17 protein-coding genes and 1 pseudogene are annotated in these 24,203 nt (G+C 68.8%); 1 reads left to right on the forward strand and 17 read right to left on the reverse strand.

Translation table 11 applies throughout. The features are described 5' to 3' along the window. Positions 1-167 precede the first annotated feature (167 nt). The 13 genes and pseudogenes from AC0AIB_RS25380 to AC0AIB_RS25440 all read right to left on the reverse strand — a co-directional run bounded on the left by AC0AIB_RS25380 (position 168) and on the right by AC0AIB_RS25440 (position 17,388). Positions 168-1,496: an MFS transporter gene (locus AC0AIB_RS25380; RefSeq protein ID WP_465097625.1), complete on the reverse strand. Its 1,329-nt coding sequence runs from the start codon at positions 1,494-1,496 to the stop codon at positions 168-170. A 101-nt stretch (positions 1,497-1,597) separates the two neighbouring features. Then, on the reverse strand, positions 1,598-2,314 hold the full coding sequence (locus AC0AIB_RS25385) for an HAD family hydrolase (RefSeq protein ID WP_465097626.1): 717 nt from the start codon (positions 2,312-2,314) through the stop codon (positions 1,598-1,600). Beyond that, positions 2,311-3,330: a tRNA pseudouridine(13) synthase TruD gene (gene truD, locus AC0AIB_RS25390; RefSeq protein WP_465097627.1), complete on the reverse strand. Its 1,020-nt coding sequence runs from the start codon at positions 3,328-3,330 to the stop codon at positions 2,311-2,313. The genes AC0AIB_RS25385 and truD overlap by 4 nt, the downstream gene beginning before the upstream one ends. Positions 3,331-3,342: 12 nt before the next feature. After that, positions 3,343-4,896, reverse strand: coding sequence for a GMC family oxidoreductase (locus AC0AIB_RS25395; RefSeq protein ID WP_465097628.1), 1,554 nt, complete (start codon positions 4,894-4,896; stop codon positions 3,343-3,345). Further along, positions 4,896-9,704 (reverse strand): amino acid adenylation domain-containing protein, encoded by a 4,809-nt coding sequence (locus AC0AIB_RS25400; RefSeq protein WP_465097629.1) that lies wholly within the window; start codon positions 9,702-9,704, stop codon positions 4,896-4,898. The genes AC0AIB_RS25395 and AC0AIB_RS25400 overlap by 1 nt, the downstream gene beginning before the upstream one ends. Positions 9,705-9,784: 80 nt before the next feature. Further along, positions 9,785-9,994: an MbtH family protein gene (locus AC0AIB_RS25405; protein ID WP_465097630.1), complete on the reverse strand. Its 210-nt coding sequence runs from the start codon at positions 9,992-9,994 to the stop codon at positions 9,785-9,787. Beyond that, positions 9,978-10,829, reverse strand: coding sequence for a thioesterase II family protein (locus AC0AIB_RS25410; RefSeq protein ID WP_465097631.1), 852 nt, complete (start codon positions 10,827-10,829; stop codon positions 9,978-9,980). Before AC0AIB_RS25410 ends, AC0AIB_RS25405 begins: the two co-directional genes overlap by 17 nt. Further along, complete coding sequence (locus AC0AIB_RS25415) at positions 10,826-11,959, reverse strand: aminotransferase class V-fold PLP-dependent enzyme (RefSeq protein WP_465097632.1); 1,134 nt, start codon at positions 11,957-11,959, stop codon at positions 10,826-10,828. The genes AC0AIB_RS25410 and AC0AIB_RS25415 overlap by 4 nt, the downstream gene beginning before the upstream one ends. A gap of 42 nt (positions 11,960-12,001) precedes the next feature. Beyond that, entirely contained in the window at positions 12,002-13,240 is a 1,239-nt protein-coding gene (locus AC0AIB_RS25420) for a PLP-dependent aminotransferase family protein (RefSeq protein ID WP_465097633.1), read from the reverse strand. Between the two features lie 43 nt (positions 13,241-13,283). Then, positions 13,284-14,357 (reverse strand): thioesterase domain-containing protein, encoded by a 1,074-nt coding sequence (locus tag AC0AIB_RS25425; RefSeq protein ID WP_465097634.1) that lies wholly within the window; start codon positions 14,355-14,357, stop codon positions 13,284-13,286. 42 nt (positions 14,358-14,399) lie between these two features. Further along, positions 14,400-15,629 carry an ATP-grasp domain-containing protein gene (locus AC0AIB_RS25430; protein WP_465097635.1) on the reverse strand — a complete coding sequence of 410 codons (1,230 nt, stop codon included), beginning with the start codon at positions 15,627-15,629 and terminating at the stop codon, positions 14,400-14,402. Between the two features lie 264 nt (positions 15,630-15,893). Further along, positions 15,894-16,163, reverse strand: a pseudogene (locus AC0AIB_RS25435) (transposase family protein); the annotation flags it as partial. 142 nt (positions 16,164-16,305) lie between these two features. Beyond that, positions 16,306-17,388, reverse strand: coding sequence for a ParB/RepB/Spo0J family partition protein (locus AC0AIB_RS25440; protein WP_465097636.1), 1,083 nt, complete (start codon positions 17,386-17,388; stop codon positions 16,306-16,308). Positions 17,389-18,583: 1,195 nt separating this feature from the next. Between AC0AIB_RS25440 and AC0AIB_RS25445 the strand changes: the two genes are divergently transcribed. Continuing rightward, positions 18,584-20,059 carry a non-ribosomal peptide synthetase gene (locus AC0AIB_RS25445; protein WP_465097637.1) on the forward strand — a complete coding sequence of 492 codons (1,476 nt, stop codon included), beginning with the start codon at positions 18,584-18,586 and terminating at the stop codon, positions 20,057-20,059. Positions 20,060-20,116: 57 nt separating this feature from the next. Here the strand turns inward: AC0AIB_RS25445 and AC0AIB_RS25450 are convergent, their stop codons facing one another. From AC0AIB_RS25450 to AC0AIB_RS25465, 4 genes are all read right to left on the reverse strand, one after another. Next, complete coding sequence (locus AC0AIB_RS25450) at positions 20,117-21,310, reverse strand: cytochrome P450 (RefSeq protein WP_465097638.1); 1,194 nt, start codon at positions 21,308-21,310, stop codon at positions 20,117-20,119. 777 nt (positions 21,311-22,087) lie between these two features. Further along, positions 22,088-23,203: an NADH:flavin oxidoreductase/NADH oxidase gene (locus AC0AIB_RS25455; protein WP_465097639.1), complete on the reverse strand. Its 1,116-nt coding sequence runs from the start codon at positions 23,201-23,203 to the stop codon at positions 22,088-22,090. 137 nt (positions 23,204-23,340) lie between these two features. Then, entirely contained in the window at positions 23,341-23,772 is a 432-nt protein-coding gene (locus tag AC0AIB_RS25460) for a transposase (RefSeq protein ID WP_465097642.1), read from the reverse strand. Then, positions 23,750-24,103 (reverse strand): transposase, encoded by a 354-nt coding sequence (locus AC0AIB_RS25465; protein WP_465097640.1) that lies wholly within the window; start codon positions 24,101-24,103, stop codon positions 23,750-23,752. Before AC0AIB_RS25465 ends, AC0AIB_RS25460 begins: the two co-directional genes overlap by 23 nt. Between the last annotated feature and the right edge of the window lie 100 nt (positions 24,104-24,203).

Consider the following 24,203-nt stretch of genomic DNA (forward strand, 5'->3'; position numbering starts at 1 on the left):
GGCAGGGCGGAAATCATTTGGGTGATGAGCCGAGTCAATCGACGTCCCGGCCTTCTGTCAACCCGGTAACGAGATTGCCGAAAACGCTTTTATCGCATCCTTTTCACGCTCGGCAAAGCCGCCCGAATGGCGAATCGATTCGGGCTGACGGCCTTTCCGGCGGCGCGCTAGGTGACGGGATCAAACTCGAGATCCGGGACGGACTCACGGGCGCCCTTCCCGGACTCCTCGGGCCCGGACCGCTCCGTCCCGGTGACGTGCTTGGTCCGCCAAACCGACGGGGCCATGAGCATGGCGGCCACGGAGAGCACCATGATCAGCCCGACTCCGAACATCGCGGGCCGCAGGCCGAACGCCTTCGCGGCCGGCCCGGCCGCCAGCTCGCCGATCGGCATCGCGAGGAAGGACCCGAGCATGTCGTACGAGTAGACCCGGGCGAGCATGCCCGGCGCGATGTGCGACTGCATCGTGGTCTCCCAGGCGATGTTGAATTGCCCGATCCCGATGCCGGCGAGGAATGCGGCAACGATCAGCACGTAGACGTTCGGCCAGAAGACGAGGCCGAGCGGGATGAGCGCGACGGCGGCGAGGGCCGCCGTGCCCCAGGCGAGGAGCCGCTGCGGGCGCAGCCGGCTGGCGAGGAACGCCCCGACGATCACGCCGAGCATCGGGGTCGCGATCACCACGCCCCAGGCTTGGCGGCCGACGGTGAGATCGGCGAACTGCGGGGCGAGTACCGCGATGCCGCCGGAGTACGCGGCGTTGTAGAACATGGACCCGACCACGAGGACCCACACCCAGGTTCGGCCGATGAACTCGCGCCAGCCCTCGCGGAGGCTGGCGAGCAGGCCCACCCGCTCCTCCGCCGCACCGTCGCCGGCGTCGGAGACCCTGATCAGCGCGAAGAACACCGCGGCGATGAAGAACGAGGCCGCATCGATCGCGACGCACCAGCCCGATCCGAGGAATCCGATCAGGACCCCGGCGAAGGCCGTGCTGGCGATGCCGACGGCGTTGGTGGCCATGTGGCTCAGGGCATTCGCCTGCTTCAGGATGGCCGTGGGCACGGTCTGCGAGATGATCGCGGCCGAGGCCGGCTGCGAGAGCGCGGCCGCCATGCCGTTGATCGAGGCCACGACCAGCAGGACGGGAATCGTCGCGGTGTGGGTGAGGAACAGCACCGCGGCGACGCCCTGACTCAGACCAGCCAGAGCGCTGGAGCCGACCATGACGAAGTGGCGCGGGAGCCGGTCGGCGATGACGCCGCCGAGGAGCACGAAGATGACGTAGAACACCGTACGGCCTGCGACGACGAAGCCCAGGGAGGTGACCGAATCGGTCAGGTCCAGCACAGCGAAGGCGAGCGCCAGCGGTGCGATCGAGTCGCCGAGCATCGAGAGCACCCGGGCGCCGATCAACATACGGAAGGGCTGGTGTCGCAGCGGGGCGAAGGTTCCCGGTGAATCGGCGACCACGATCGGCGTTTGAGTGGACACAGGAACTCCTCGCAGATGTGTTGCGGAACATTATCGGCGACGCGCGCAGGTGGCGCCTGCGCGCGTCGCCGCCGACGGCGGGGGGCGCTCGAGCGGTTGGATTACTTGCCGGCCGGCCAAGTTCCCAGTGGTGTTCTCGACTTAGCCTTGCCCCGCCGACATCCTGATGGGCGCGGCACCTCCGCCCAGCTTGAGAACACCAGGTCGGCGTTGCTCAGGAGATGCCGCTCATGCGTGGTGCTCAGGCCGACGCACGGAATCGCGGCGGCCCGCGCCGCCTCGATGCCGGTCGGCGAATCCTCGATGACGAGGCAGTCGCCCGGCGCGAAGCCGAGTTCCGCCGCCGCGTAAAGAAAGAGGTCCGGTGCGGGTTTCGCCACACCCGCCACGTCTGCCGGGGTGAATATCGGCCCCGGAAACACCTTTTGCAATTCTGCTTCTGCCATGACCGCGGCCAAGAGATCAAGGTCCATGGACGTCGCCACGCACATGTCCACCACGCCGGCCATATCGCGCACGAAATCGAGGGCGCCGGGAATGTAGCGGATCCCCTGGCGGAGAAGCTCGATCATTATTCCCCGCCGCTCGCGCAGCAGCTCCACCGGATCGTCGGGCAACCGGTAGTGGTCGATGATGACGCCGATGGACTGGCGAGCGCAGAGCCCGGTGAGCCGGTGCTTGAGCGCGCCCCGGTCGTAGGTGTGTCCTCGGCGCGACAGCAGCCTGTGCTGCGCCTCGTCCCAGGTGATCTCGGTGTCCAGCAGGACGCCTTCGAGGTCGAAGAGGAGCGCCGATGCCTGGACGATGTCGACCGTCATGCGATCCGCGCCAAGAGCTGCCGGATGGCCGCGGTCGCGTACGAGCCGGAGGGCAGGAAGAACGTGAGCTCGACCCGCTTGCGTCCCGGGAAGTGCTCGTCATCCGCGCGGCCGCTCACCTCGATCGCCGTGTGCACCACGGTCGAGCGCACCGATGCCCTGGGGACCGGGACGTCGGTACCGAAGGTCTGCCGCTTGATCGGGAGCTCGTACTCGGCCGCCATGACGCGCGCGGCGACGGCCGGGTCGCCGACGTAGGTGAACTCGATCCCCTCAACGGTAACCCGCAGGGCCCGGTCCCCGGCGGCCACGGCCGCGAGTCCCGCGAGCTCCTGGTTCCACGCGTACGAGGCGTGGGCCGCCGGATAGAACGACCGGGCCCGCTCGTCCAGGTGGTAGAAGAAGTCCCGGCTCGCCCCGGTCCAGTCCGCGGCTAGGCGGCTCTCCGGCGCGCCCAGTTCGATCAGGATGCGCCGGGCATCATCCCAGCGGCCGTCGATCATGGCCGCGCCGACGAGGTGGGAGCGGTGCGGCCCGCCCGGCACGCCGAACCGCTGGGTGTCGTAGTAGTTGAGAAAGAGAAAATTGATCTTCTTGCGGCCGAAGAACCTGTCGACGTGCCCGGGGTCCAGGCCACGCAGGACAATCTTGAAGCTGTTGCCCTCCATTTGCCCGACCCGCAGCGGCGCGTCGCCGAAGCCGTATTGCTGGGTGGAGTACCAGCGTTCGCCCTCGTCGACCGCCAGTCGCTCGACGGCGGATCCGGGAACCGCGACGGGCAGCGAGAGCAGCTGTTCGGTGACGCCGTCCTCATCCTTCAGGCCGCAGTAGCCGACCGCCCCCTCCGGAATGCCGAGAGCGTCGGCGATCCCGCGCACCGCCTCCATCGTCGTGTAACCGCACTTGCGGAACAGAACCAGCCGGTGGGTGGCCGACTCCTCCCGCACCATGCGGAGCACCACGCTCTCGCGGACGAGAAAGTCCTCCGGCACATGCTTGACCTCAGCTCGGATCAACGGTCCACTCCCCTATCGGCAGTCTTGGGCAAGCAGATTGGCCAGGCGCTCGCCCATCATGATGCATGTCAGATTCGTGTTCGCCCGCACGGAGGCCGGAATGATCGATGCGTCCGCGACGCGGAGACCCTCCGTGCCGAACACCCGGCATTCGCTGTCCACGACGCCGGTCTCCGCGGTCGACGACATCGCCGCGGTCCCGCTCGGGTGGTGCGCGGTCTGTACCTGGCGCGACACATAGCGGTCCACGCTCGCGTCGTCCTCGAACGACAGGTCCGCGACGTCCAGCACGCCCTCGGCGAAGCCGCGCAGCCCCTCGTCGGCCGTAATGCGCCGGGCGAGCCGCAGCCCCTCGCGGAGGCGGATCCGATCGGACTCCTCGGCGGTGTGGTCGAGGTCCACCACCGGCGGCCGGTGGGGGTCCCGGCTGGCCAGCCGCACCGTGCCGCGCGACTCCGGTCGCATCAGGTTCGCGGTGATCACGAAGGCGTGGCTGCCGGCGACCCCTGCGGCGAGGTGCGGCGCGTACTTGGCCATCTCCACATGGTTGAGGAGGCAGATCTGCATGTCGTTCGCCGCGGTGGAGCCAGAGGCGGTGTAGCGCAGGACGACCTCGGCGCACGGCGCGGAGCTGACGACGGCCCCCGGCAACGGTGCGCAGACGAGGGGCACCTGGGCGTGGTCCGCCAGGTTCCGCCCGACGGCGGGAAGGTCGGCGACCACGTCGATACCGAGCTCGGCCAGGTCCCGTGCCCCGCCTATGCCGGAGCGCAACAGGATCGCCGGGGTGCCGAAGGCCCCGGCCGCGATCGTCACCTCGTCGGCGTAGAGGTGACGCCGGCCTCCGCCCCCGACGACCCGGACGCCGACCGCCCTCGACCCGGAGAACAGGACCGAGTCCACGAAGGTGTCCGCCAGCACCGTGAGGTTGCCGCGGTGCCGCACCGGATCGAGGAAGGCGGTCACGGTCGAGACCCGGCGCAGGTCGGAGTCGATGTTCAGCGGGAGCGGGCCGGCTCCGGTGCTGCCCGGTTCGTTCTGGTCCTCGACGCCGCCGAACCCGGCCCGCGCGCACGCCTCGAGAAACGCGCGTGAAAGCGGAGTCATCCGCTCGGCCGGTATGCGGGCCAGCGGGACCGGCCCCTTGCTGCCGTGGTGCCGGCCGCCGTAGTCGGCATCGTTCTCCAACGCGACGAACGCATCGAGAACGGCATCCCAGGACCAGTCGGTACGACCCGACGGCCAGTCGTCGAAATCGGTTGGTTCCGGCCGCAACACTATGCACGTGTTGATTGCGGAACAGCCGCCGACGACCTTCCCGCGGGGTAGCCATATTTCCCGCGCCCCGGCGCCCCGCGCGAAGATTCCCCAGTCGTGCGAGCCCAGTGCGGGCGTACGGCCGTTCGCGAGATCGGCCGGCAGATCGCGTCCGTGGTAGTCCGGACCCGCCTCGACGAGCAGGACGCGACGGTCGGTCCATTCCGCCAGCCGGGCGGCGATGACCGCACCCGACGACCCGCCGCCCACGACGATGTGGTCAAAATGCGATGCAGAATCGATAGCCATCACACGCCCCCGTCGGACCGGCGGGAGAGAACCTCGTGGACCCGGGCCACGGTGGGAGCGGCGAGGAAATCCCGGAGCTTGAAGTCGACCCGGTACTCGGAGCGAATCCTCCCGACCAGCTCCGCGGCGAGCAGCGAGTGCCCGCCGCGGTCGAAGAAGTCGTCGTCGACCGAGACGGTCTCGACGCCGAGCAGTTCGGCGAAGAGCGCACACAACGCCGTCTCCAAGGAGTCCCGCGCGGCGACAGGGACGTCCACGGCGCTGAGCCGTGCTCCCGGATCCGCCGTGGCCGCCGCCAGGAAGGCCACCAAGCGCTCGGTGAGGCCTTCGACCGTGTCGCGGTCGAACAGATCCGTCGAGTAGTGGACGACGCCCGACAGCGACTCCGCCTCCGGCCGCTCCGTGAACCCCATGTCCAGATCGAACTTCGTGGTGGAGCTCCGGCCGATACCGAACTCCCGCACCTCGACACCCGGCAGCTCGAGGAGCGGGCCCGAGGACTGCAGGGCCATCAGGATCTGGAAGAGGGGATGGTGGGCCCGGCTCCGCTTCGGCCGGACCGCCTCCACTACCCGATCGAATGGCAGATCCTGGTGCTGGAAGGCCTGGAGGTCGGCCACCCGGACCCGGTCCAGGAGCTCCCGGAAGGTCGGGTCGCCCGAGGTGTCCGTCCGCAGCGCCAGCGTGTTGACGAAGAAGCCGACTGCATCGTCCAGGAGTGCGTCCAAACGCCCGGCGACCGGCGTGCCCAGCACGATGTCCGCACCCGCCCCCAGCCGGGTTAGGACCGCCGCCAGACCGGCCTGAAGCACCATGAACAACGTCACGCCCTCGGTTCGGGCCAGGGACCGCATCCGCGCACAGGTCTCCCCGTCGATGGTGAAGTCCACCATCGCGCCCCGGGGAGTCGCCACGGCCGGCCGGGGGCGGTCCGACGGCAGGACCGGTTCGTCCGGAATGCCGGCGAGGGCCGCTCGCCACGCCGCCGACTGGATCGCCGTGAGGGCGGCTGGATCGCCCGGGCGCCCAAGCGTCTCCCGCTGCCACAACGTGTAGTCGCCGTACTGCACGGGCAGCGGAGCGAAGTCCGGCGCCGCACCGGCCAGCCGCGCCGTGTAGGCCAGCGCGAGATCCCGGGACAACGGGGCGATGGACCCGCCGTCCGCCACGATGTGGTGCGTGACGAGCACGAAGACGTGCTCCTCCGGCGACAACGACAGAACCTCGGCCCGCAGCAGCAGCTCGGTCGCCAGCTCGAATTCGTGTTCGCAGACGCTCAGCACCCGCTCGTCCAGCTCATCGGGCCGCACCGGGGAGCACCCCAGGGGCACGGCGACCCGATCCGCCGGAATGATCTTCTGGTACGGCTTGCCGTCGACGTTCGGAAAGACGGTACGCAGACTCTCGTGCCGGGCCACGACGTCGGTGAGCGCGGCCTCGAGCGCGTCCGTGTCCAGCCGGCCGGTTACCCGCAGCGCCAGCAACGGAACGTTGTACTGCGAGCTCGGCCCCTCGAGCTGATCGATGAACCAGAGCCGCTGCTGCGCGAAGGACAGCGGCAGGCGCTCCGGCCGGGCCGCGGGCGCCAGCGGGGGGCGGGTCCGCTCGACCACCGGCTCCACGACGGCCGGCTCGTCCGCGGCGTCCGCCACAGCAACCAGGCCGGCCACGGTCGGATTCTCGAAGAGCGTCCGGATGCCGATCTCGTCTCCCAGCAGGGGACGCACCAGGTTCACCAGGCGGGCCGCCATCAACGAATGGCCGCCCAGCTCGAAGAAGCTGTCGTCGATGCCGACCCGGTCGACGCCGAGCACCTCGGCGAAGACCTCGCACAGCTTGACCTCGCGCGGGGTACGCGGCTCGCGGCTGTCCGGCGCGGACTGTGCCGCGAAGTCGGGTTCGGGAAGGTTGGACCGGTCGAGCTTGCCGTTGGAGTTGAGCGGCAGGGAGTCGAGGGTGACGAAGGCCGAGGGTACGACGGCGGCCGGCAGCAGCGACGCGACGTGCCGGCGCAGTTCGAGCGGGTCGGGCCGATGCGGCGCGACGGGAACGATGTAGGAGATGAGCCGCTTGTCCCCCAGGGCGTACTCCCGGACCGCCGTGGCCGCCTGGGCGACCTGCGGGTGCAGGCGCAGCACCGCGTTGATCTCGCTCAGCTCCACCCGGACGCCGCGGATCTTGAACTGGTCGTCGATGCGTCCGATGAACACCAGCTCGCCCTTCTGGTTCCACCGCACCACGTCGCCGCTGCGGTACATCCGCTCGCCGGGGGCCCCGAACGGATTCGCCACGAAGCGCTCCGCGGTCAGGCCGGGCCGCCGGAGGTAGCTGCGGCCCAAGCCGTCACCGCCGAGATAGAGCTCGCCGGCGACACCGACCGGGACCGGACGCAGCTTCGTGTCGAGGACGTAGGTCTGGCAGTTCCAGATCGGCCGGCCGATGGGGGCCACGGTGGGCCACGTCCTGGGATCGCCCGTCAGCGTAATTCCGGTGATCACGTGGGTCTCGGAGGGCCCGTAATGGTTGTGCACCCGGACGCCGGGGCGCTCCAGCAGGAACTCGCGCACCTGGCCGGTCAGCTGGAAGGGTTCGCCTCCCTGCATCAGGGTCTCCAGCCGGTCCAACCGCAGCCCCTGCGCGATGGCCTCCTCGATCACCGACCGCACGACCATGTCGGGCGCGTAGAACTCGTTGATCTCCTTGCGCTCGAGCCAGGCCACGAGGTCGGCGGGCACCCGCCGCACGTCCTCCGAGGGCACGACGACCGTCTGTCCGGCGAAGAGTGCGCTCAGGATCTCCTGCTCGAAGGCGTCGAAGCTGACCGCACCGAACTGCGACACCCGGGTGCCGGGCCGGGCGGACACCAGGTTGATCTGCCACTGGATCAGGTTGGTCAGCACCCGGGCCGTGATCACGCAGCCCTTGGGCCGTCCGGTCGATCCGGAGGTGTAGATGATGTACGCCGGGGTGTCCAGGCTGAGCGGGCCCGTCAGGTCGCCTGCGCACGGGTCCGTCTCGGGGCACCCTTCCAGGTCCGCGGCGACCTCCGCCCGGTCCAGCACGAGAGCGGTGTCGAGGCCGAGCTCCGCCGCGATCCGTTCGGTGCTGAGGGTGAGCGCGGGCTTGGCGTCGTCCAGGACGTACGAGATCCGGTCGCGCGGGTAGTCCGGGTCGATCGGCAGGAAGGTCGCACCCGCCTTGAACAGGGCGAGCATCGCGACGAGGGCGTCCGCCCGGGAGAGGATTACCGCTACGTACGTCTCGGGTCCGGCCCCGTACCGGATCATGAGGTGAGCGAGCCGGTTCGCGCGGGCGTTCAGCTCCGCGTAGGTCAGGCTCTCCTCAGGGGTCTCCACCGCCACGGCCTCGGGAACCCGGCGCACCTGGTCGGTAAAGAGCTCGGGCAGGCTCTTCCCGCCGAGCTCCACCGTGGTCTCGTTCCACCTGCGCAGGACGAGTCGCCGCTCGTCGTCGTCGACCAGATCGACCTCGGACAGCCGCTGCGACGGGTCCCGGGCGAGCTCGTCGAAGAGGCGCACCAGCAGCCTCGCCATCGACCGCACCGTCTCGTGGTCGAAGAGGTTCGCGTCGTACTCGATCTTCGAGACGATGCCGGCGGGGACGTCGCCCTCCCGGTGCTCGGTGAAGTCCACCAGGAGGTCGAACTTCGCCGTGCCGCTCCGGACCGGCACCGCCTCGATCCGCGTACCCTCGAGCGCCAGGCCGCCGTGCTCGCCCTGCCACTCCTGCCAGGAGTAGCTCACCTGGAACAGCGGGTTACGGGCCGGCGAACGCGCCGGGTTGACGGCCTCGACCACCTGGTCGAAGGGGACGGAACCGTTGTCGAAGGCCGCCAAGGACGTGTCCCGAATGCGGCCGACCAACTCCTCGAACGTCGGATCCCCGGACAGGTCGCCGCGCAGGACCAGCGTGTTCAGGAAGAGCCCGACCAGGTCCTCGAGAACTTCGTCGTCGCGGCCGGTGCAGGCTGTGCCAATCGGGATGTCCGTGCCAGCGCCCAGTCCGGACAGCCACGCCGCCAGCGCGGCCGTGCCGACCATGAACATCGAGGCGTTCGCGGACCGGCCTAGGGCGGCAAGCCGACCGTGCGTCTCGGCGCCGATCCGGAACTCGACCGCACCGCCGCGGTGATCCGCGGTGTCCGGCCGCTTCCGGTCGCGCGGGAGTTCGAGCTCCTCGGGCAGGCCCGCCAGGCTCTGCCGCCAGAACTCCAGCTGGCGTCCCGCGAAGCTGTCACTGTCCCCCGGGTCGCCGAGCACCTCGTGTTGCCACTGCGTGTAGTCCGCATACCGCGCCACCACCGGCTCGAAGAACGGCGCCTTGCCACCGCGGCGGGCGGAGTAGGCGACGGACAGGTCGCGCAGGAGCGGGCCGTACGACCAGGCGTCCAGCGCGATGTGGTGGAACACCAGCAGCAGCCGGTGTTCACCCTCGTCGAGGGTGAACAGGGTGGCGCGGACGGGCAGGTCCGCCGCCAGGTCGAACGGCCGGGCGGCCTCGCCCTCGGTCGCGCCGTCCAGCTCGGACTCGATGGTCTTCACCTCGTCGAGCAAGGGTAACCGGCCGTCGAGGGTCACCACCGACTGCCCGACCTCCCCGCCGGACTGTACGAAGACGGTACGCAGGGCGTCGTGCCGCTCGACCACGTCGGCCAGCGCCGCGGCCAGGGCCGCCCGGTCGAGCGGGCCGCACACCCGGAAGGCAAGGGCGACGTTGTACGTGGCGGACGGCCCCTCCGACTGGTCGAGAAACCACAGCCGCCGCTGGGCGTAGGACAGGGAGACCATGCAATTCCTCCGGGTTCTCGGGCTTTCGACGTCGGTCAGGGGGCTACTGCCGCGATATCTCTCCGGCCGGCGGGCGCCGGCTACTTCGCGGCACGGGCGGCAAGGCTGCGCGGACGCATGTCGGTCCAGTTCGCGTTGACGAAGTCGAGGCATTCCGAGCGGCCGGACGGACCGTACGAGGTCTCCCAGCCGGCGGGAATCCGGATGCCCTCCGGCCACAGCGAGTACTGGCCCTCGCCATTGATGAGCACGAAAAAGACCCCGTTCTCGTCGTCAAACGGATTCGCCATGACGTCGTCCTTTCAACCATTTTCCGAAGGTGGAGGATGCCGCCGCAACGCCAAGGGGGACGGCACCCGCCGAGCCGCTCCGCCGGTTCCGCTCGTCCAGGGCCTCGTCCGCCGCCGACCGAACGGCGGCGATCACCTCCGCCAGCCGTTCGACGACGAAGAAGTGCCCGCCCTCGAACGTCCGGATCACGGTCGGCGCGGAGGTCAGCTCCCGCCACGACGCGAGCTTGGACGACGAGGCGCTGGGGTCGCGGTCGCCGCCGAGCACCAGCATCGGCACGTCGAGACGGGGCCGCGGGGCGAATCGGTAGTTCTCGCAGGCCCGATAGTCGGCCCGCAGGACGCCCAGCAGGAGCTCGCGGAACCCCGGCTCGTCGAGCAGGCCGTCCGGTATTCCGCCCTGAGCGCGCACGGCGTCCAAGAACTCGTCGTCCGGCAGCTCGCCGACGGCCGGAGCACGCGAGGGCAGCTGCGGCGCCGCCTCTCCGGAGACGATCAGGAGATCCGGCGGGCGGCCGGCCCCCGTCAGCCGGTGCGCGAGTTCGAACGCGATGAGCGCGCCCATGCTGTGCCCCAGCAACGCGAAGGCACCCCGCCCGGCCCGGGCGACGGTGGGCGCCACCAGGTTCCGGGCGAGCTCGGTCACCGACCGGAACGACGGTTCCGCGATGCGCCGCTCCCGCCCCGGCAGCGACACCGGGGCCACGTCAATCCCGTCGCCCAGGCCGGATTGCCAGTGCCGGAACGACGCCAGGTCCCCGCCGGCGTGTGGAAAGCAGAAGAGCGTCAGCGGGGCACCAGCGGCCGGCGGAGACGTGGGAAACCAGGTGCTCACCGGTTCTCCGCACTCCGATCGGCGGCGGGCAGCAGGATCCGCTCCAGGCCGCGCATGACGATCTCCTCCTCGCTCGGCGCGAGGGAGCTGGGATCGATGTCCAGCTGGCCGAGGTGTATTCGGAAGTCGCCCAGGTAGACGGGCGGGTCGCCGGCCTTCATCTCCTCGGCGAGCGTGGTCGCGGTGCGGCCGGCGGCCAACGGATCGACGGTCAGCGCGATCCGGCAGATCTTGCGGCCGTACTCGTCCCGGACGAGCTGGGCGGTGATGCCGGGCAGGTGCCGCAGGCGCGGCAGGATCGCCGACATTCGCCGGAGCTGCCCCTCGGCGCGCACCTCCAGGTCGACCGACACGTACTCGTCGACGGCCGCGAGCAGGCCCATCAGCTCCTCCTTGCCGACCTTCATCGGGCGCGCAACGCCGGCGTACTGAGCCCGGCACGCGCCGATCAGGTCGGCGCGTCCACAGATGAACCCCGTGGTCGGCGCGCCGACCATCTTCGGGCCGCTAAACACCACGAGGTCGGCTTCGGTCGCCACCCAGTGCCGCAGGTCCTCCTCGCCCGCGGCGTCGACGATCACGGGAACACCCCGTTCCCGTCCGATCTCGATGAGCGTTTCCAGCGGAACTCCGCCGTGATGCACCGCATGGTTCGTGGAGCTGACATACACGAGCGCGGCGGTGCGCTCGTTGATCGCGCCGATGACGTGCCCGGGCAGCGTCTGGTTGACGGCGCCGACCTCGATCGTCCGTCCACCGCCGAGCGCGATCATCTGGCCGATGCTCGCGCCGCAGCTGATCGCGTGCCCCTTTTGCAGCACCACCTCGTTGCGCAGGCCAGTCGAGTCGGGGAGCCGCTGGACGCGGGTGATGTCGTCGCCCGCGATGCAGGCCGCGACGGACATCACGATCCCCGCGGCGGCACCGCTCGTGGGGCAGGCGTCCTCGCTGCCGGTCGCCTTCGCCAGGAATGTCCCGGATGCCCCCCGCAGCTGCTCCATGTCGACATGGTGGCCGGCGGCGTTCGCCATCGCCGAGACGACGCGTTGGCTGAGCGGGGAGCTGCCAAGCGGTGTCGCATTTCCTTGCGCGCTCACGACAGGGCCGATGCCCAGGTCCTTGTATTCCATCTGTCCTCCGCAGCAGGGGTGCTCCCGGCAGGTCCGCCGGGATCAGACGAGGTCGGTCCAGAAGAACGGCTCTTCGCAGCGCTCACGAATTCTGGAGCCGCCGTTTCCGTCCTGCCGCCGCCCGTCCCGCGCGCCGGCGAGCTCTTCGGCGACCGCGTACACGGCACCTTCCCGGCCGCCCAGGAACGTCAGTTCGTTCAGGCCTAGGCGGAACACCGGCCCGGGTACGTCCGGCAGGTCCACCTGGACGTTGACACGGATGTTGTGGGCGTACAGCGCCCGCGCCAGCGCGTTGACCCGTTCCGCATCGCCGACCTTGACCCAGACCTGGTGCGTGGCGGTGACGAAACCGTCCTCGTCCGCCACGACGTCGAAGCGGTCCGCGGCGAGCAGCTTCCCGAGCAGCTGGGCGTTACTGATCACCTGCTTGGCGTAGCCCCTGCCGAAGTGCAAGAACTCGGCGGCGGCGAACGCCAGCGCGAGGGTCTCGGCAAAGTGGTGGCTGCTGAGCATCGAGTACTGGACGTCGTTCAGCCGGTCGTCCAGCTCGGCGGACCGGGTGAACAGCACCCCCTTGTGGGGACCGGGGAAGGTCTTGTGCGTGGATCCACCCATACTGTCGGCCCCGGCGTCGAGCGGATTGTCCAAAGCGCCGCCGAGCACCAGCCCGAGGGTATGGCTGCAATCGACGTGCAGGCGGGTCCGGGGCGAGTAGGCGTCGATGAGCTCCCTGACCCGCGACACCTGTAACTCGTGACGGCCGTTCGCCAGGTCGAGATAGACCAGCACCGGCCGGTGTTCCTGGAGCACCTTGGCGAGCAGCGGTTCGTCCACCGCTCCCCGGCAGACGGGCAGCGTCATCGGTGTGAAGCCGAGGCTCCGCGCGGTGCCGCACGTGGCGTGGTGACCGCCCGAACTCTGGGAGATGGAGACGACCACGCCGCCGGAGGAACCCCCGAGTGCCGCCATCGCCATCGCCATGGCCGACATCCCGGACACCGGCCGCACGTTGACGTGCTCCGCGCCGCCGAGCCGCCGCAGGGAGCGGACCGCCAGCCCGACCTCAAGCTCGGCCACCTCCTGCCCACCCCGGAACTGCCAGAATTCTGGATCCAGTCCGAAGTTGAAGAAATAACGGTTGTAGTAGTCGGTGGCCAGCGGAATCCGCGCCAGCGGCGACATCCGGTTCTCGCTCGGCACCAGATTGACCGCCAACTCGGCGCGCTTGGCGTCCCGGCGGAACCGTTCGGCGCTTCGGCGAATCTCGGCAAGATCTGTCATCTGAAGGTCCTCGATTTCCCGCGCCGAGGCGCTTCGGTGGATTTCAGAACGCTCCGAGTGCGCGGATTCCGTTCTCGATATCCTCGCGAATGAATCCTCGGGTATCCCGGGAATTGTGCAGGCCGCGGTGTGCGCAGTTCTGCCGGCGAACCAGGGTCTGCGGCAGAAGATGGCGCAACCAGAATTGCTCGTACGTCCGGCCGGCCGCCGTGGCGTCGGCCAGCTTCCCCACGGGTTCCGTGCCGCAGTTGGCCTCGCGGCTCTCGTAGAGCACCGCATGCCCGCCGAACCGCCCCCGCGGTTGATACACGTCGGCCGCCTTGTAGTTCAACGCGTTGACTTCCGCCATGCGCATCACGAGCTCCAGAGAGTAGTCGGCCGGAAATTCACCCAGCTTCTTGAGCGTCCGGATGCAGGTCTCGCGGCGGTCCGGCGAATATTCGATGTTGGCCATCGAACAGACGTCCGCGAGGTAGAAATCCACGAGGTCCTGTACGTCGTACTGACCACCGCTCACCGGCGGCGGTTCGAAAAGCCCGAGATATGCGACCCTCTTGCCTGACTGCTCGAGGCGTTGCGCCATGGCGAATGCGATGACGGCGCTGGAGGAAACTCCGGCGATGAGATACGGCTCCCCCACTCCGGCGGCGACCAGATCCGCGATGTACCTGTCAACAATAGCATCGACAGTGGCGAGTGGCTGGTCTTCGATATCCAATCCCTGTGAACGAAGTCCCAGCATCGGCCTACCGATCTCGGGAGAACAGAGTATGCGGTACAGAAAGGTGATTTCACCCTCCACGGTGGGTAGCAGAACAAGCGGAGGCGCCGCCGGATCCGGCCCCGGCATCCGGGTCGGCCGCTGCGCGGACCTCCGCGCGAGCCGACCCGCCCGGACGAGCGCCGCCGTCGCCTCGATGGTCGGTTCGGCGGCGAACCGCCCGGCCGGCACCTGGACACCGAACTCGTCCGCCAGCTCCGCCAGCATGGACTCCGCGGACTCTTCGGTCCCGCCCAGCTCGAAGAAGCCGTCATGGATGGATACGTCCTGATTCTTGAGAATCCTCTCCCATGTGATGGCCAGGCAGAACTCGTAGTGGTCTCGATGGCGATACATGCGGCACTTCCCCTGTCTCGATGGCGATCAGCACCACGGAACTCACGAGAACGTCAGTCGGATCCTGGAATCGATGGTCAGCAGAACTTCCTCGAGATCGTCGTGGGTGGGCACGGCCCCGGAGACGATGGCCACGGCCGCCCGGTATCCGTGGGTCCAGTCCACCGAATCCCCCGGCGCCGCCCGGAAGTGGACCGAGTCGATCGCGTCCCCGCCGGACGCGCCGGCGATCTCGGCCGCGTCGTCGAGCCGCTTCGCGCCGACCGGCGGCACCAGGAGCCTCCGGAACGCGACCTCGGCGGCATCGCGCATCTCGAGGTCCGCGCCAGGGGGTGGATCGACGGGCAGCCGGAGCGCGGCCCGCAGCGCCAGATTGCCAATCTCGACACCCCGGCTTCGCTGCAACAGCCAGGCGACGAACCCGCCGAGACGGCCGTTGACCTCGATGATGCCCCAGCCGTCCCCGGTCAACTTCAGCTCCGTGTGGACGAATCCGTCGACCACGCCGAGCGTCTTGGCCGCGGCCTCTGCCAGGTCGAGCGCCTCCGCCCGCCGCGCCTCGTTCAGGCGCGACGGCATGAAGGATCCGGTCTCCCGGAACGGCGGTGCAAACGGGAAGCGACCCGTGGTCGCCAGGTGATGCGCCTCGCCGGCGATGAAGAGAGTCTCCACCGAGACGATGTCGGACCAGCCGGTGCCCGCCGCCCCGGGGGCGCCGACGATGACCTCCTCGATGATCATCGGTGACCCGACCACACCCAGGCACTCGGCCAGCAGGGTCCGCGCTCGCTCGCCGTCCTCGATGCGATAGGTGTGGGCGCTGCCGCCGCCCCGGGTCGGCTTGATCACCGCCGGCAGGGGGACTGCGGCGAGCGCGGCATCGATCCCGGCAACGCTCGTCACCTCGGCGAACCGGGGAGACGGCAGCGCCGCCGCCCTCAGCGCCGCCCGCTGCGCCGCCTTGTCCGCGAGCTTCGTGGCGGTACCGGGGGAATGGAAGAGCAGACCCAGCCCCGCCGCGATGGCCGCCGACAGCTCGAGGCAGTGATCGCAGAAGGTGATGATCCCCTGCGGGTCGAGGGCGCCGAGCACGTCGAGGCCGGTCCGGTCCGACGGTAGATCCACGACCCTCCCGAACTCCTCGAGCAGCCTTCGGGTACCGGCCGGATCGGCATTCCCGCCTCGCAGAACGAATACAGGCTCGCACAGATCCTCGGCCGCAGCGGAGATCTCGTAGGGAGTGAAAGAACCGTTGTCGTAAACCACGAGCATGACGGGTAGCCGACTCACGATGCGCTCGCTTTACCTCGGACCGACAATGCGGTTCGGCGGGCATGGCCGATCCACAGCGGGCTCGAATTCACCCGCCGTGGACCTATCGAATCCAGCATGGAGCTTCTGATCCAGCGTGGGCCTTTTGAATTCGACCGAAACCATCCCGGCCGCTCTCCAGATTGGACCATGGCCTGCGGGAATGAGCTAGCTAAGGGACGTCTCGTAACTGGGTGAAGGCGTTGACCGGGGCCGGATCGGTGGTCAGCCGGTGAGGATGATGTTGTGGAGGTGGGCGATGCCGGAAGCGGCGTCGGCCAATGTGTGGGCGGCGCGGCGGTAGTCGCGCAGGATCTTGAAGCACTTCATCCTGGCCAGGGCGTGTTCGACCCCTGCTCGGACGGTGCGGTGCTCGACGTTGAGGGCTTCCTTCCAGTCCGGCAGCGAGCTGCCGTCGGTGGGCTTGCGGTACGGCATGATCACCTCGGTATTGCCGCGGTAGCCGCCGTCGGCCATCACCGGCCGTCCGTCCAGTCGGACCAGCTTGCGGAACTGGTCGGGCTGCAACCCGGTAAACGGGAAGATCCACTCCGGGCGGGCTGCCGTGATCACCTGCACCCCGGGCATCCTGCCCCATCGTCCTTAGCAGACAGACGCCAGGGTTACGAGACGTCCCTTAGGTGTTCGTCCGCGGCTGATAGGGCTTGGCCGGAACGCGGCCGTCGCCATGGCGAAAGAGGCAGGAGAACTCGTGCCAGCCGACGGAACAGACCTTCGCCACCTCGCCAAGAGCGGGATAGCAGTGGTCCGGCATCTTCTGCGCGGTCTGCCTGACCAGCGGTATGAACGCCAGCGTCGCCGACATCAACCGCAGCAACGCGCGGCCGTGGTCGGTGTATCGAAGCGACGGATCGCGCATGAGGCTCTCAATCGAGGCACGACTGCCCTCGAGCTCCTCGATAAAGCTGGGCGGCCGGGACGGCTCCGGGTCCGGGGAGACCGCCGCAGACCGGCCACCGCGCCCGCCGGAACCGTCGGGCACGGCGACCGCCTGCGCCCCCAAGGGAGCCTTGTCGCCTGCGAGCCTGCGGCGCACGTCCACCGCCGTCCCTAGCGAAATGCCGGCATGGCGGGCGATGTCTCGCAGTGGCGCGTGCGGGTTCTCCCGGATGTAGGCGACCGCCGCCTTCCGCCCTGTCTCGGCCGACGCCGGGCGCATACGCCCGTCCCGCCCCTCACGGACGTTCAACTGCGTATCGTCGTCAGTTGAACTCTTACGGATACGAGCCACCGTCCGGGGTGCGACACCGCACACCGATCCGATCTTGCGGTCGGACCACCGCGGGTGGGACTCGAGAATACGCCGCGCCGCGATCTCCCGCTCCCGGGCCGACAGGGGCATGCCGTGCGCCGAGTTCAGCCGGACCGACTCGACGAACGCCTCTTTATCATCCCCATCGAAGTAGACTACCTGAATCAGCCGGTCGCCCCGCAGGCGCGCGGCGTGCAGCCGGTGCAACCCGTCGACGACCCGCATGGTGTCCCGCTGCACCAGGACCGGCCGCATCGCATCGGACAGGCCGGCCAGCAGTTCGACATGAGCACGATTGATGCTCAGCCTCGGTGAGCCGCTTTCCAACAATGTGGATATCTCAAGGATCGCGGCGCCGTTGTTGTCGTCGAAGCACAAGGAATTGTCCGGCGTGACTGCACTCTTGGAAGATTGCTGTGAGGCAGGCTTGGATGTTGGTTGCAACACTCTGAAACTCCCCCGTGGAGATTCGGACAAGACGAGCTGCATGGCCCCCGCTTCCCACGATGGACCTCAACTGCGGCGTGGGCCACATTACATCGATGTGGGTATGTTCGTCGACCAAGGCCGATCCGGCCGGGGCCGAGCGGTCGAGACTTTCGCATCCACACCGGACAGTTTAGGGTTCAGACGCCGACCTTCCCGGCCGGGGACCACGCGGACCGGCCGGCACGGTGGTCCGACGGTGATCAACGGTCAGGAACCGGGATGCGGCAGCGGCAACCACCCCGATCGGATCCGCGCCGGGTCGCAGCCTCGCACCCGCGAGAACCGGCACTTCGGGCGGCCCATCCCGGCCCCCGCCCCAGACAACAAGATCAATAGTGGACCGTGTCGGGTGCGACGAAACCGTCCCCACAGCGCGATGCAAGATCATGAAGTCCGGCGCCCCGGGATTCGCCTGCCGCAACCCGTCCGACCGGCCCGCCGGAGGGCCTCGCCGCATCCTCGATCGCCACCACCAGGCCGTTCCCGTCGAAGCCGTCCACCGGCCGACGACCTCGTCGGCGTTCACCCTGGCGAACGGCCCGCCGGAGACCACGGCCGCCGGGCCCTGGCCCCGAAATTGCCCAGCCGACGGCCGTGGAACCGCCTTGCCATCGGCTGCGACCCCACCGCAACTCCGCACCGCCGGCGGTATACCCTCCGTCATCGCTGCCGTTCCGCCGCTCCTTGAACGGAGTCGCGCGTTGTCCTACAGTCTTCTGGTCGCTGTCACTCCGACAGCCCGCCTTTTTCCCCGGCAACGCCAGAAACCTGTGAACCTGCCGTTTCGGGGTGTCATCGCCGACCGCCGCCAGCTCCGAATCGGGCCGGAAGGAATTCCCTCGAAACGGCCCTGGCAATTCCGGGCGAGAAGACCGGCGGCCAGCCTCCGTCCGATCAACGACCGAGTAGGGCGGAAGGTCGCCGAGAACGAACCGACTGTCTCCTCGCCTGCCGGCGACCATCGCCCCGCCGCCCGGCAGATCAGGTCGTTCCGCCCCTGAATAATCCTTATCGAAAGTGCTGGTCGCGCATGAAGCAGGAATCGCGGGAAATGGCATCATCGACGCTTCCAGTACGGAAAGCGACACCGCCTGAGACGACGTTGCCGGAGTTGTTCCAGGCACAGGTGGCTCGGACCCCGGATGAGCCGGCCGTGGTATCCGACGGCGAGTCGCTGACGTACGCGGAGCTCAACCGGCGCGCGAACCGCCTGGCCCGGCACCTGGTCGGGCTGGGCATCGGCTCCGAGCAGCTGGTAGGGCTGGCTCTGCCGCGCTCGTGCGACCTGGTGGTGGCGATCCTCGCGGTGGCCAAGGCCGGCGCCGCGTATCTGCCGGTGGACCCGGACTATCCGGCCGGCCGGATCGGCTTCCTCCTGAACGACGCTCGGCCGGGCTGCCTGGTGGCCGTGGGCCGGACGGTCGGCCATCTGCCCGCCGCGGTGTCGGTGCCGTTGGTGCTGCTCGACGATCCCCTGGTCGAGCGGCTCATGTCCGAGCCGGACCGGGGGAATCGCGCGAGTGCGCACCCGGACGAGGAGGACCTGACCAACGACGACCGGACCGGCCCGCTGCTTCCCGACCACCCCGTCTACGTGATCTACACGTCCGGCTCCACCGGCGTACCGAAGGGTGTCGTCATCTCCCACCAAAGCCTGGCGAACCTCGCCGTGTGGTCGGAGACAGGCTACGGAACCGGCCGCCTCTCGCGCGTGCTCGCGACGACGTCCCTGAGCTTCGACGTGTCGGTCTCCGAGTTGGTCCTGCCGCTGCTGTTCGGCGGATGCGTCCAGGTCGTGGAGGATCTGTTGACGCTCGCCGACCCCATCGAGTGGGGCGGCGGTCGCATCGGTGGCGTGCCGTCCGCGTTCTCGGCCCTGCTGCGGTGCGGCGGGCTGAAGCTCTCCACCGACACCGTCGTGCTGGCCGGCGAGGCGCTCTCCGCACAGCTGGTGCTTCAGATCCGCGCCTCTCTGCCCGGTGCCGAGGTGATCAACCTCTACGGTCCGACCGAGGCCACGGTGTTCACCACCGCCTGGTACAGCGGCCACGGCTCCGACATTCCGCCGTCGGTGCCGATCGGCCGGCCCATTACGAATACCCGGGTCCATGTGCTCGACGACGGTCTGCGCCCGGTGCCGACCGGCGTGGTGGGCGACCTGTTCATCGCCGGGTCGGGGCTGGCCCGCGGGTACCTGAACCGCCCGGGCCTGACGTCGGAGCGTTTTGTGGCATGTCCGTTCGGGGAGCCGGGCGAGCGGATGTACCGGACGGGGGATTTGGTGCGCTGGAACGACGAGGGCCAGCTGGAGTTCGTGGGCCGGGCCGACGACCAAGTGAAGATCCACGGTTTCCGGATTGAGCTGGGCGAGGTGGAGGCCGCGCTGGCCCGGCATGCCGGGGTGGGGCAGGTCGCGGTGGTGGTGCGGGAGGACCGGCCGGGTGACAAGCGGCTGGTCGCGTACGTCGTGGCGGCGAACCGGGGTTCGGTGGATCCCGCGGGGCTGCGACGGTACGCAGGTGAGTCCCTGCCGGACTACATGGTGCCGTTCGTGGTGGTCCTCGACGCCCTGCCGTTGACCCCGAACGGGAAGCTGGACCGGCGGGCGCTGCCCGCTCCGCGAAGGTAGCCCCGGAATCTCCGGCTTGTCAGGGAGGACCGCACAGGCTGGAGATTCCCGGCCCGGTCAGATCGCCAGCTCGACCGGAAGGCGTTTGATCCCGGCCACGAAGTTCGACTTGAGCCGATCCACCGGGCCGGCGAAGCGCATCTCCCCGAACGACTTGACGACCCCGTTCAACACGTGCCGCATCTGCAAACGGGCGAGCGCGGCAGCGACACAGACGTGCGGCCCGTAGCCGAACGTGACGTGCGATCTGCTCGTGCGGGTGACGTCGAAGACGTCCGACCGGTCGAACACCGCGCTGTCACGGTTCGCCGACGGGTAGAAGACCACCACCTTGTCGCCCCGGCGCATCGGCACGCCCCGCAGCGTGGTGTCGACCGTGGCGGTACGCCGGAAGTGGATCACCGGCGGCGCGTATCGCAGACACTCCTCGATGGCCGTGTCGATCAGCGCCCGGTCCTCCCGGATGAGCGCGTACTGATCCGGATGCTCTATCAGTGCTATTAGTGCGCCCGGCAGCGCGCTGCGCGTCGTGTCGTTGCCGGCCACCGCCAGCAGGAAGAAGAAGTTCTGGAACTGGGCCTCCGAGAGCCTCTGCCCCTCGACCTTGGCGTTAACGAGCAGCGAGATCAGATCGTCGCCCGGGTGCTCCCGACGGTAGTGGGCAAGCGACGAGGCGTACTCGATCATGTCGGTCAGTTCGGACGGGCTGCGGCGGTCGACGGTCCCGGACTCGTTGAATTCGTCGTCGTGATATCCGATGATCCGATTGGCCCAGTCGAAGAAGAATTTCCGGTCGCCGGGCGGCACCCCGAGGACGTACGCCAGGGTCGACAGGGCCAGGTCGTCGGTCACCTCGGTGACGATGTCGAAGGTGCCGCCGTCGCGCAGCGGCTCCATCAGCTCGGCGATCCGGGCACCGATGAATTGGTCGAAGTTCGCAAGGTGCGAGCGGGTGAACACGCCGCTGACGATCCGGCGGTACTTGTTGTGCTCGGGCGGGTCCATGTTGAGCAGCATCGCCCGCAGATAGGGCAGGTCCTGCGGGTCCGGGTCACGCAGCTGCGTGCCGCCGAGCCCGGCGGAGAACAGCTCGGGGGTCCGGCTCACGTACTGCACGTCCTCGTGGCGCATCACGGCCCAGAATCCTGGCCCGGCCGGCGAGGTGGGCAACTCCGGCTCCTCGTGCCAGGAGACCGGGGCCTCGTCCCGCAGCCGGGAGTAAGCGTCGTAGGGGATTCCGTCCTTGTACACTTCTGGGTCGAAGATATCAATCACGGATGAGAACCACACCATTCTCGAGGTCCGGCAGTTACACGAATCGTTTGCCATACGCGTTTCGCGCCGAATCACCAGCTCCTTAACATTTGCTTCGGCAAGATTTCGCGAATCAGGGGCCACCCGCGCCCCGGGATCCGCTGGAAATCTCACCCTACAGCGATCGATGGTGCCGAGGAATACGCTCAGCTCCCGGGGATCCCGTTCAACTCTCCCTTATGAAGGTCACCGGAATGGACCAGTATTGACCAGATGACTTCCGGTCATTCTGGGTAAATGGCGGGCGCCGAGGCGCGGATCCGATTGCGCCGCTGGAGGGACGGATCGGCGCCGGTCGGCAGTAGGCGTACGGCCTCTACCGCGGTCGCCCGTCGTCCCCGCAGAATCCGCGAATGGCTGACGGCGTACGCGATGTTCCGGCACTGATCTGATGCGGGATGGGTGTCGGTGTCTCCGCCTGGCGACTGGCGCGTGGGGTGGCCCGGTCTGGCAGCTCGGCGTGGTGTCCGGCGTCGCCTCGAGGCGGTGCTCGCCCGCCGGGTGCAGCAGGGGCGCCGGTCTGCCCACCGAGATTCCGCGCCTACTCGACGTCCTGGCCGACCACCGTCCCCGGCTCCTGGCCATCGTCTCGTTCGCCACCCCGGCACCATGGCCTGTCGCACCCGCCCGGCCGTCGCCACCAACCGCAGCGGCTGGGACTTTTGGATCATCACACAGCTCGGCCATGCGTCACGCGCCATTCGCCACCTCTGATTAGAAGGCGTCGGCGTACTGGTCCGGCCAGTGCGGCTGCCCGCCGAGCTTGGCCAGCGCCCGGCGCGGCCAGTACGGGTCGCGCAGCAGTTCCTGCCCGAGCAGCACCAGGTCGGCCTGCCCGTCCTCGATGATGCGCTCGGCCTGCTCGGGCTCTGTGATCACGCCGACCGTGCCGGTGGGCACTCCGGCGTCCTGGCGCACCCGCTGCGCCAGCGGAACCTGATAGCCGGGGCCGACCGGGCCCCACATGTCGGTGTGCGGGGCCGCGCCGCCCGAGGAACAGTCGATCAGGTCGACCCCGGCCGCGACCAGCTCACGGGCCAGGGCGACGGTGTCGGTGACGTCCCAGCCGCCGTCGATCCAGTCGGTCGCGGAGACCCGGGCCAGCACGGGCACGTAGGGGCCGATGCTGTCGCGCACCGCCGTCGCGACGGCCACGGCCAAGCGACCTCGCGCGGCGCGGTCGCCGCCCCAGCGGTCGGTACGGTGGTTGGTCAGCGGCGAGTAGAACTGGTGCAGCAGGTAGCCGTGCGCCGCGTGGATCTCTACGACCTGGAAGCCGGCGTCGACCGCGTACACTGCGGCCTGCGCAAACGCAGCGATCACCGCGGCAATGCCGGCGTCATCGAGGGGCCGGGGCGTACGGTACGCCGGCACGAACGGCTCCGCGCCCGGCCCGACGGGCTGCCAGCCGCCGTCAGCGTCGGGCACCCCGCCCCGCCTCTGCGCGAACGGCCAGTAGGTGGACGCCTTTATCCCAGCGTGGGCCAGCTGGACCGCAGGCACCGCGCCCTGCGCGGTCAAGAACGCGGTGATCGGCCGCCAAGCGTCCACATGCGCCGATGACCAGACGCCGGTGTCGCGGGGCGAGATCCGACCCTCCGGCAGCACCGCGGTGGCCTCGGTCATGACCAGCCCGGCCCCGCCGACCGCACGGGCGCCCAAGTGGGCAAGGTGCCAGGCACCGGGCAGGCCGTCCGGCCCGGCCGAGTACTGGCACATCGGCGACATCGCGATGCGGTTGGGCAGCGTCACGCTGCGGAGTTTAAGGGGCACGCCGAGTACTGTCACGGCGCAACCGTACGATCGACGGTAGGCGTTGTCCAGCAACATGGATCGCCCGTGACTGAGCGGCTCCCACCTGGCCGACGGAAGAATCCCAGCTGGGGGAGTGTGGCGTTTTCGGCTCTGTCTCACATTCGGCTCTGTCTCACATTCGGGATGCTGTTGGTGATCTTGGTCGTTGATCATTAACCGGCGTGGAAGAGTTCTTGCAGGCGGCTTCGTGGTCGTTGGCGCTGGTCGGGTTGGTGTTGAGCGAGTCGGATGATGTTGGTGCCGGCGGCGGTGAGGACGTGTTGGACGTGGGTCTTCGCGAGCCCTCGGTACCGGCAGTGGCGTAGGCCGTGCGCGCGGACGGTTTCGGAGACGGTGGCCTCGCATCCGGCGCGCAGGTCGTAGCGCCGCTTCCACTCGGGGGTTTGCTGTTGCGCACGGGTCTGAGTCTGGATGTTCTGCAGGGGCTCGGGTAGGAGGAGCAGGTGTCTGCCCTTGCCGTCGACGTTGCCGGTGCACTGCTGCCGGACGGTGCAGGCCCGACAGTTCGCCCGGCGAAACAGCACCGACAGGTGAGTTCCCCCCGCTTTGATGGAGCGGTGGTTACCTGCTGCCGGCTGGCGCAGGGGTGACGATAGTTGGTTCGGCTGGTTCCGTCTGGCTGTGCCAGGCGGCCTCGTACTCGTTCGGGCTGAGGTAGCCCAGTTCCTTCTGGATGCGGCGGGTGTTGTACCAGCCGTCGATGTAGGTGAAGATCGCGTTTTCGGCCTCGTCGCGGGTCCGCCACGAGGTGCGGTAGACGAGTTCGATCTTCAGCGTGGACCAGAAGTTCTCCATGAGGGCGTTGTCGTAGCTGTCGCCGACGGAGCCCATCGAGGGCAGGATTCCGTTGTCCTGTAAGCGTTCCGCGAAGCGGAAAGACGTGTAGTTCCCGGGTTCAACCAGTCGTTGCAACACCGCTGCTGTGCAGCAATCTTAGGTGCTCGTCGAGGGCCTCGGCGGGTGTCTTCCAGCCGAGGACCTTGCGGGGTCTGCTGTTGATGGCGGCCTGGACGGC

The sequence above is a fragment of the Micromonospora sp. DSM 43699 genome (assembly GCF_055517075.1).

What these genes read in the sequence shown, in the direction of transcription:
- AC0AIB_RS25385 (WP_465097626.1), bottom strand. Translation starts at nt 2,314, where the DNA reads ATGACGGTCGACATCGTCCAGGCATCGGCGCTCCTCTTCGACCTCGAA.
- AC0AIB_RS25395 (WP_465097628.1), bottom strand. Translation starts at nt 4,896, where the DNA reads ATGGCTATCGATTCTGCATCGCATTTTGACCACATCGTCGTGGGCGGC.
- AC0AIB_RS25400 (WP_465097629.1), bottom strand. Translation starts at nt 9,704, where the DNA reads ATGGTCTCCCTGTCCTACGCCCAGCGGCGGCTGTGGTTTCTCGACCAG.
- AC0AIB_RS25405 (WP_465097630.1), bottom strand. Translation starts at nt 9,994, where the DNA reads ATGGCGAATCCGTTTGACGACGAGAACGGGGTCTTTTTCGTGCTCATC.
- AC0AIB_RS25415 (WP_465097632.1), bottom strand. Translation starts at nt 11,959, where the DNA reads ATGGAATACAAGGACCTGGGCATCGGCCCTGTCGTGAGCGCGCAAGGA.
- AC0AIB_RS25420 (WP_465097633.1), bottom strand. Translation starts at nt 13,240, where the DNA reads ATGACAGATCTTGCCGAGATTCGCCGAAGCGCCGAACGGTTCCGCCGG.
- AC0AIB_RS25425 (WP_465097634.1), bottom strand. Translation starts at nt 14,357, where the DNA reads ATGTATCGCCATCGAGACCACTACGAGTTCTGCCTGGCCATCACATGG.
- AC0AIB_RS25430 (WP_465097635.1), bottom strand. Translation starts at nt 15,629, where the DNA reads ATGCTCGTGGTTTACGACAACGGTTCTTTCACTCCCTACGAGATCTCC.
- AC0AIB_RS25455 (WP_465097639.1), bottom strand. Translation starts at nt 23,203, where the DNA reads ATGTTGCTGGACAACGCCTACCGTCGATCGTACGGTTGCGCCGTGACA.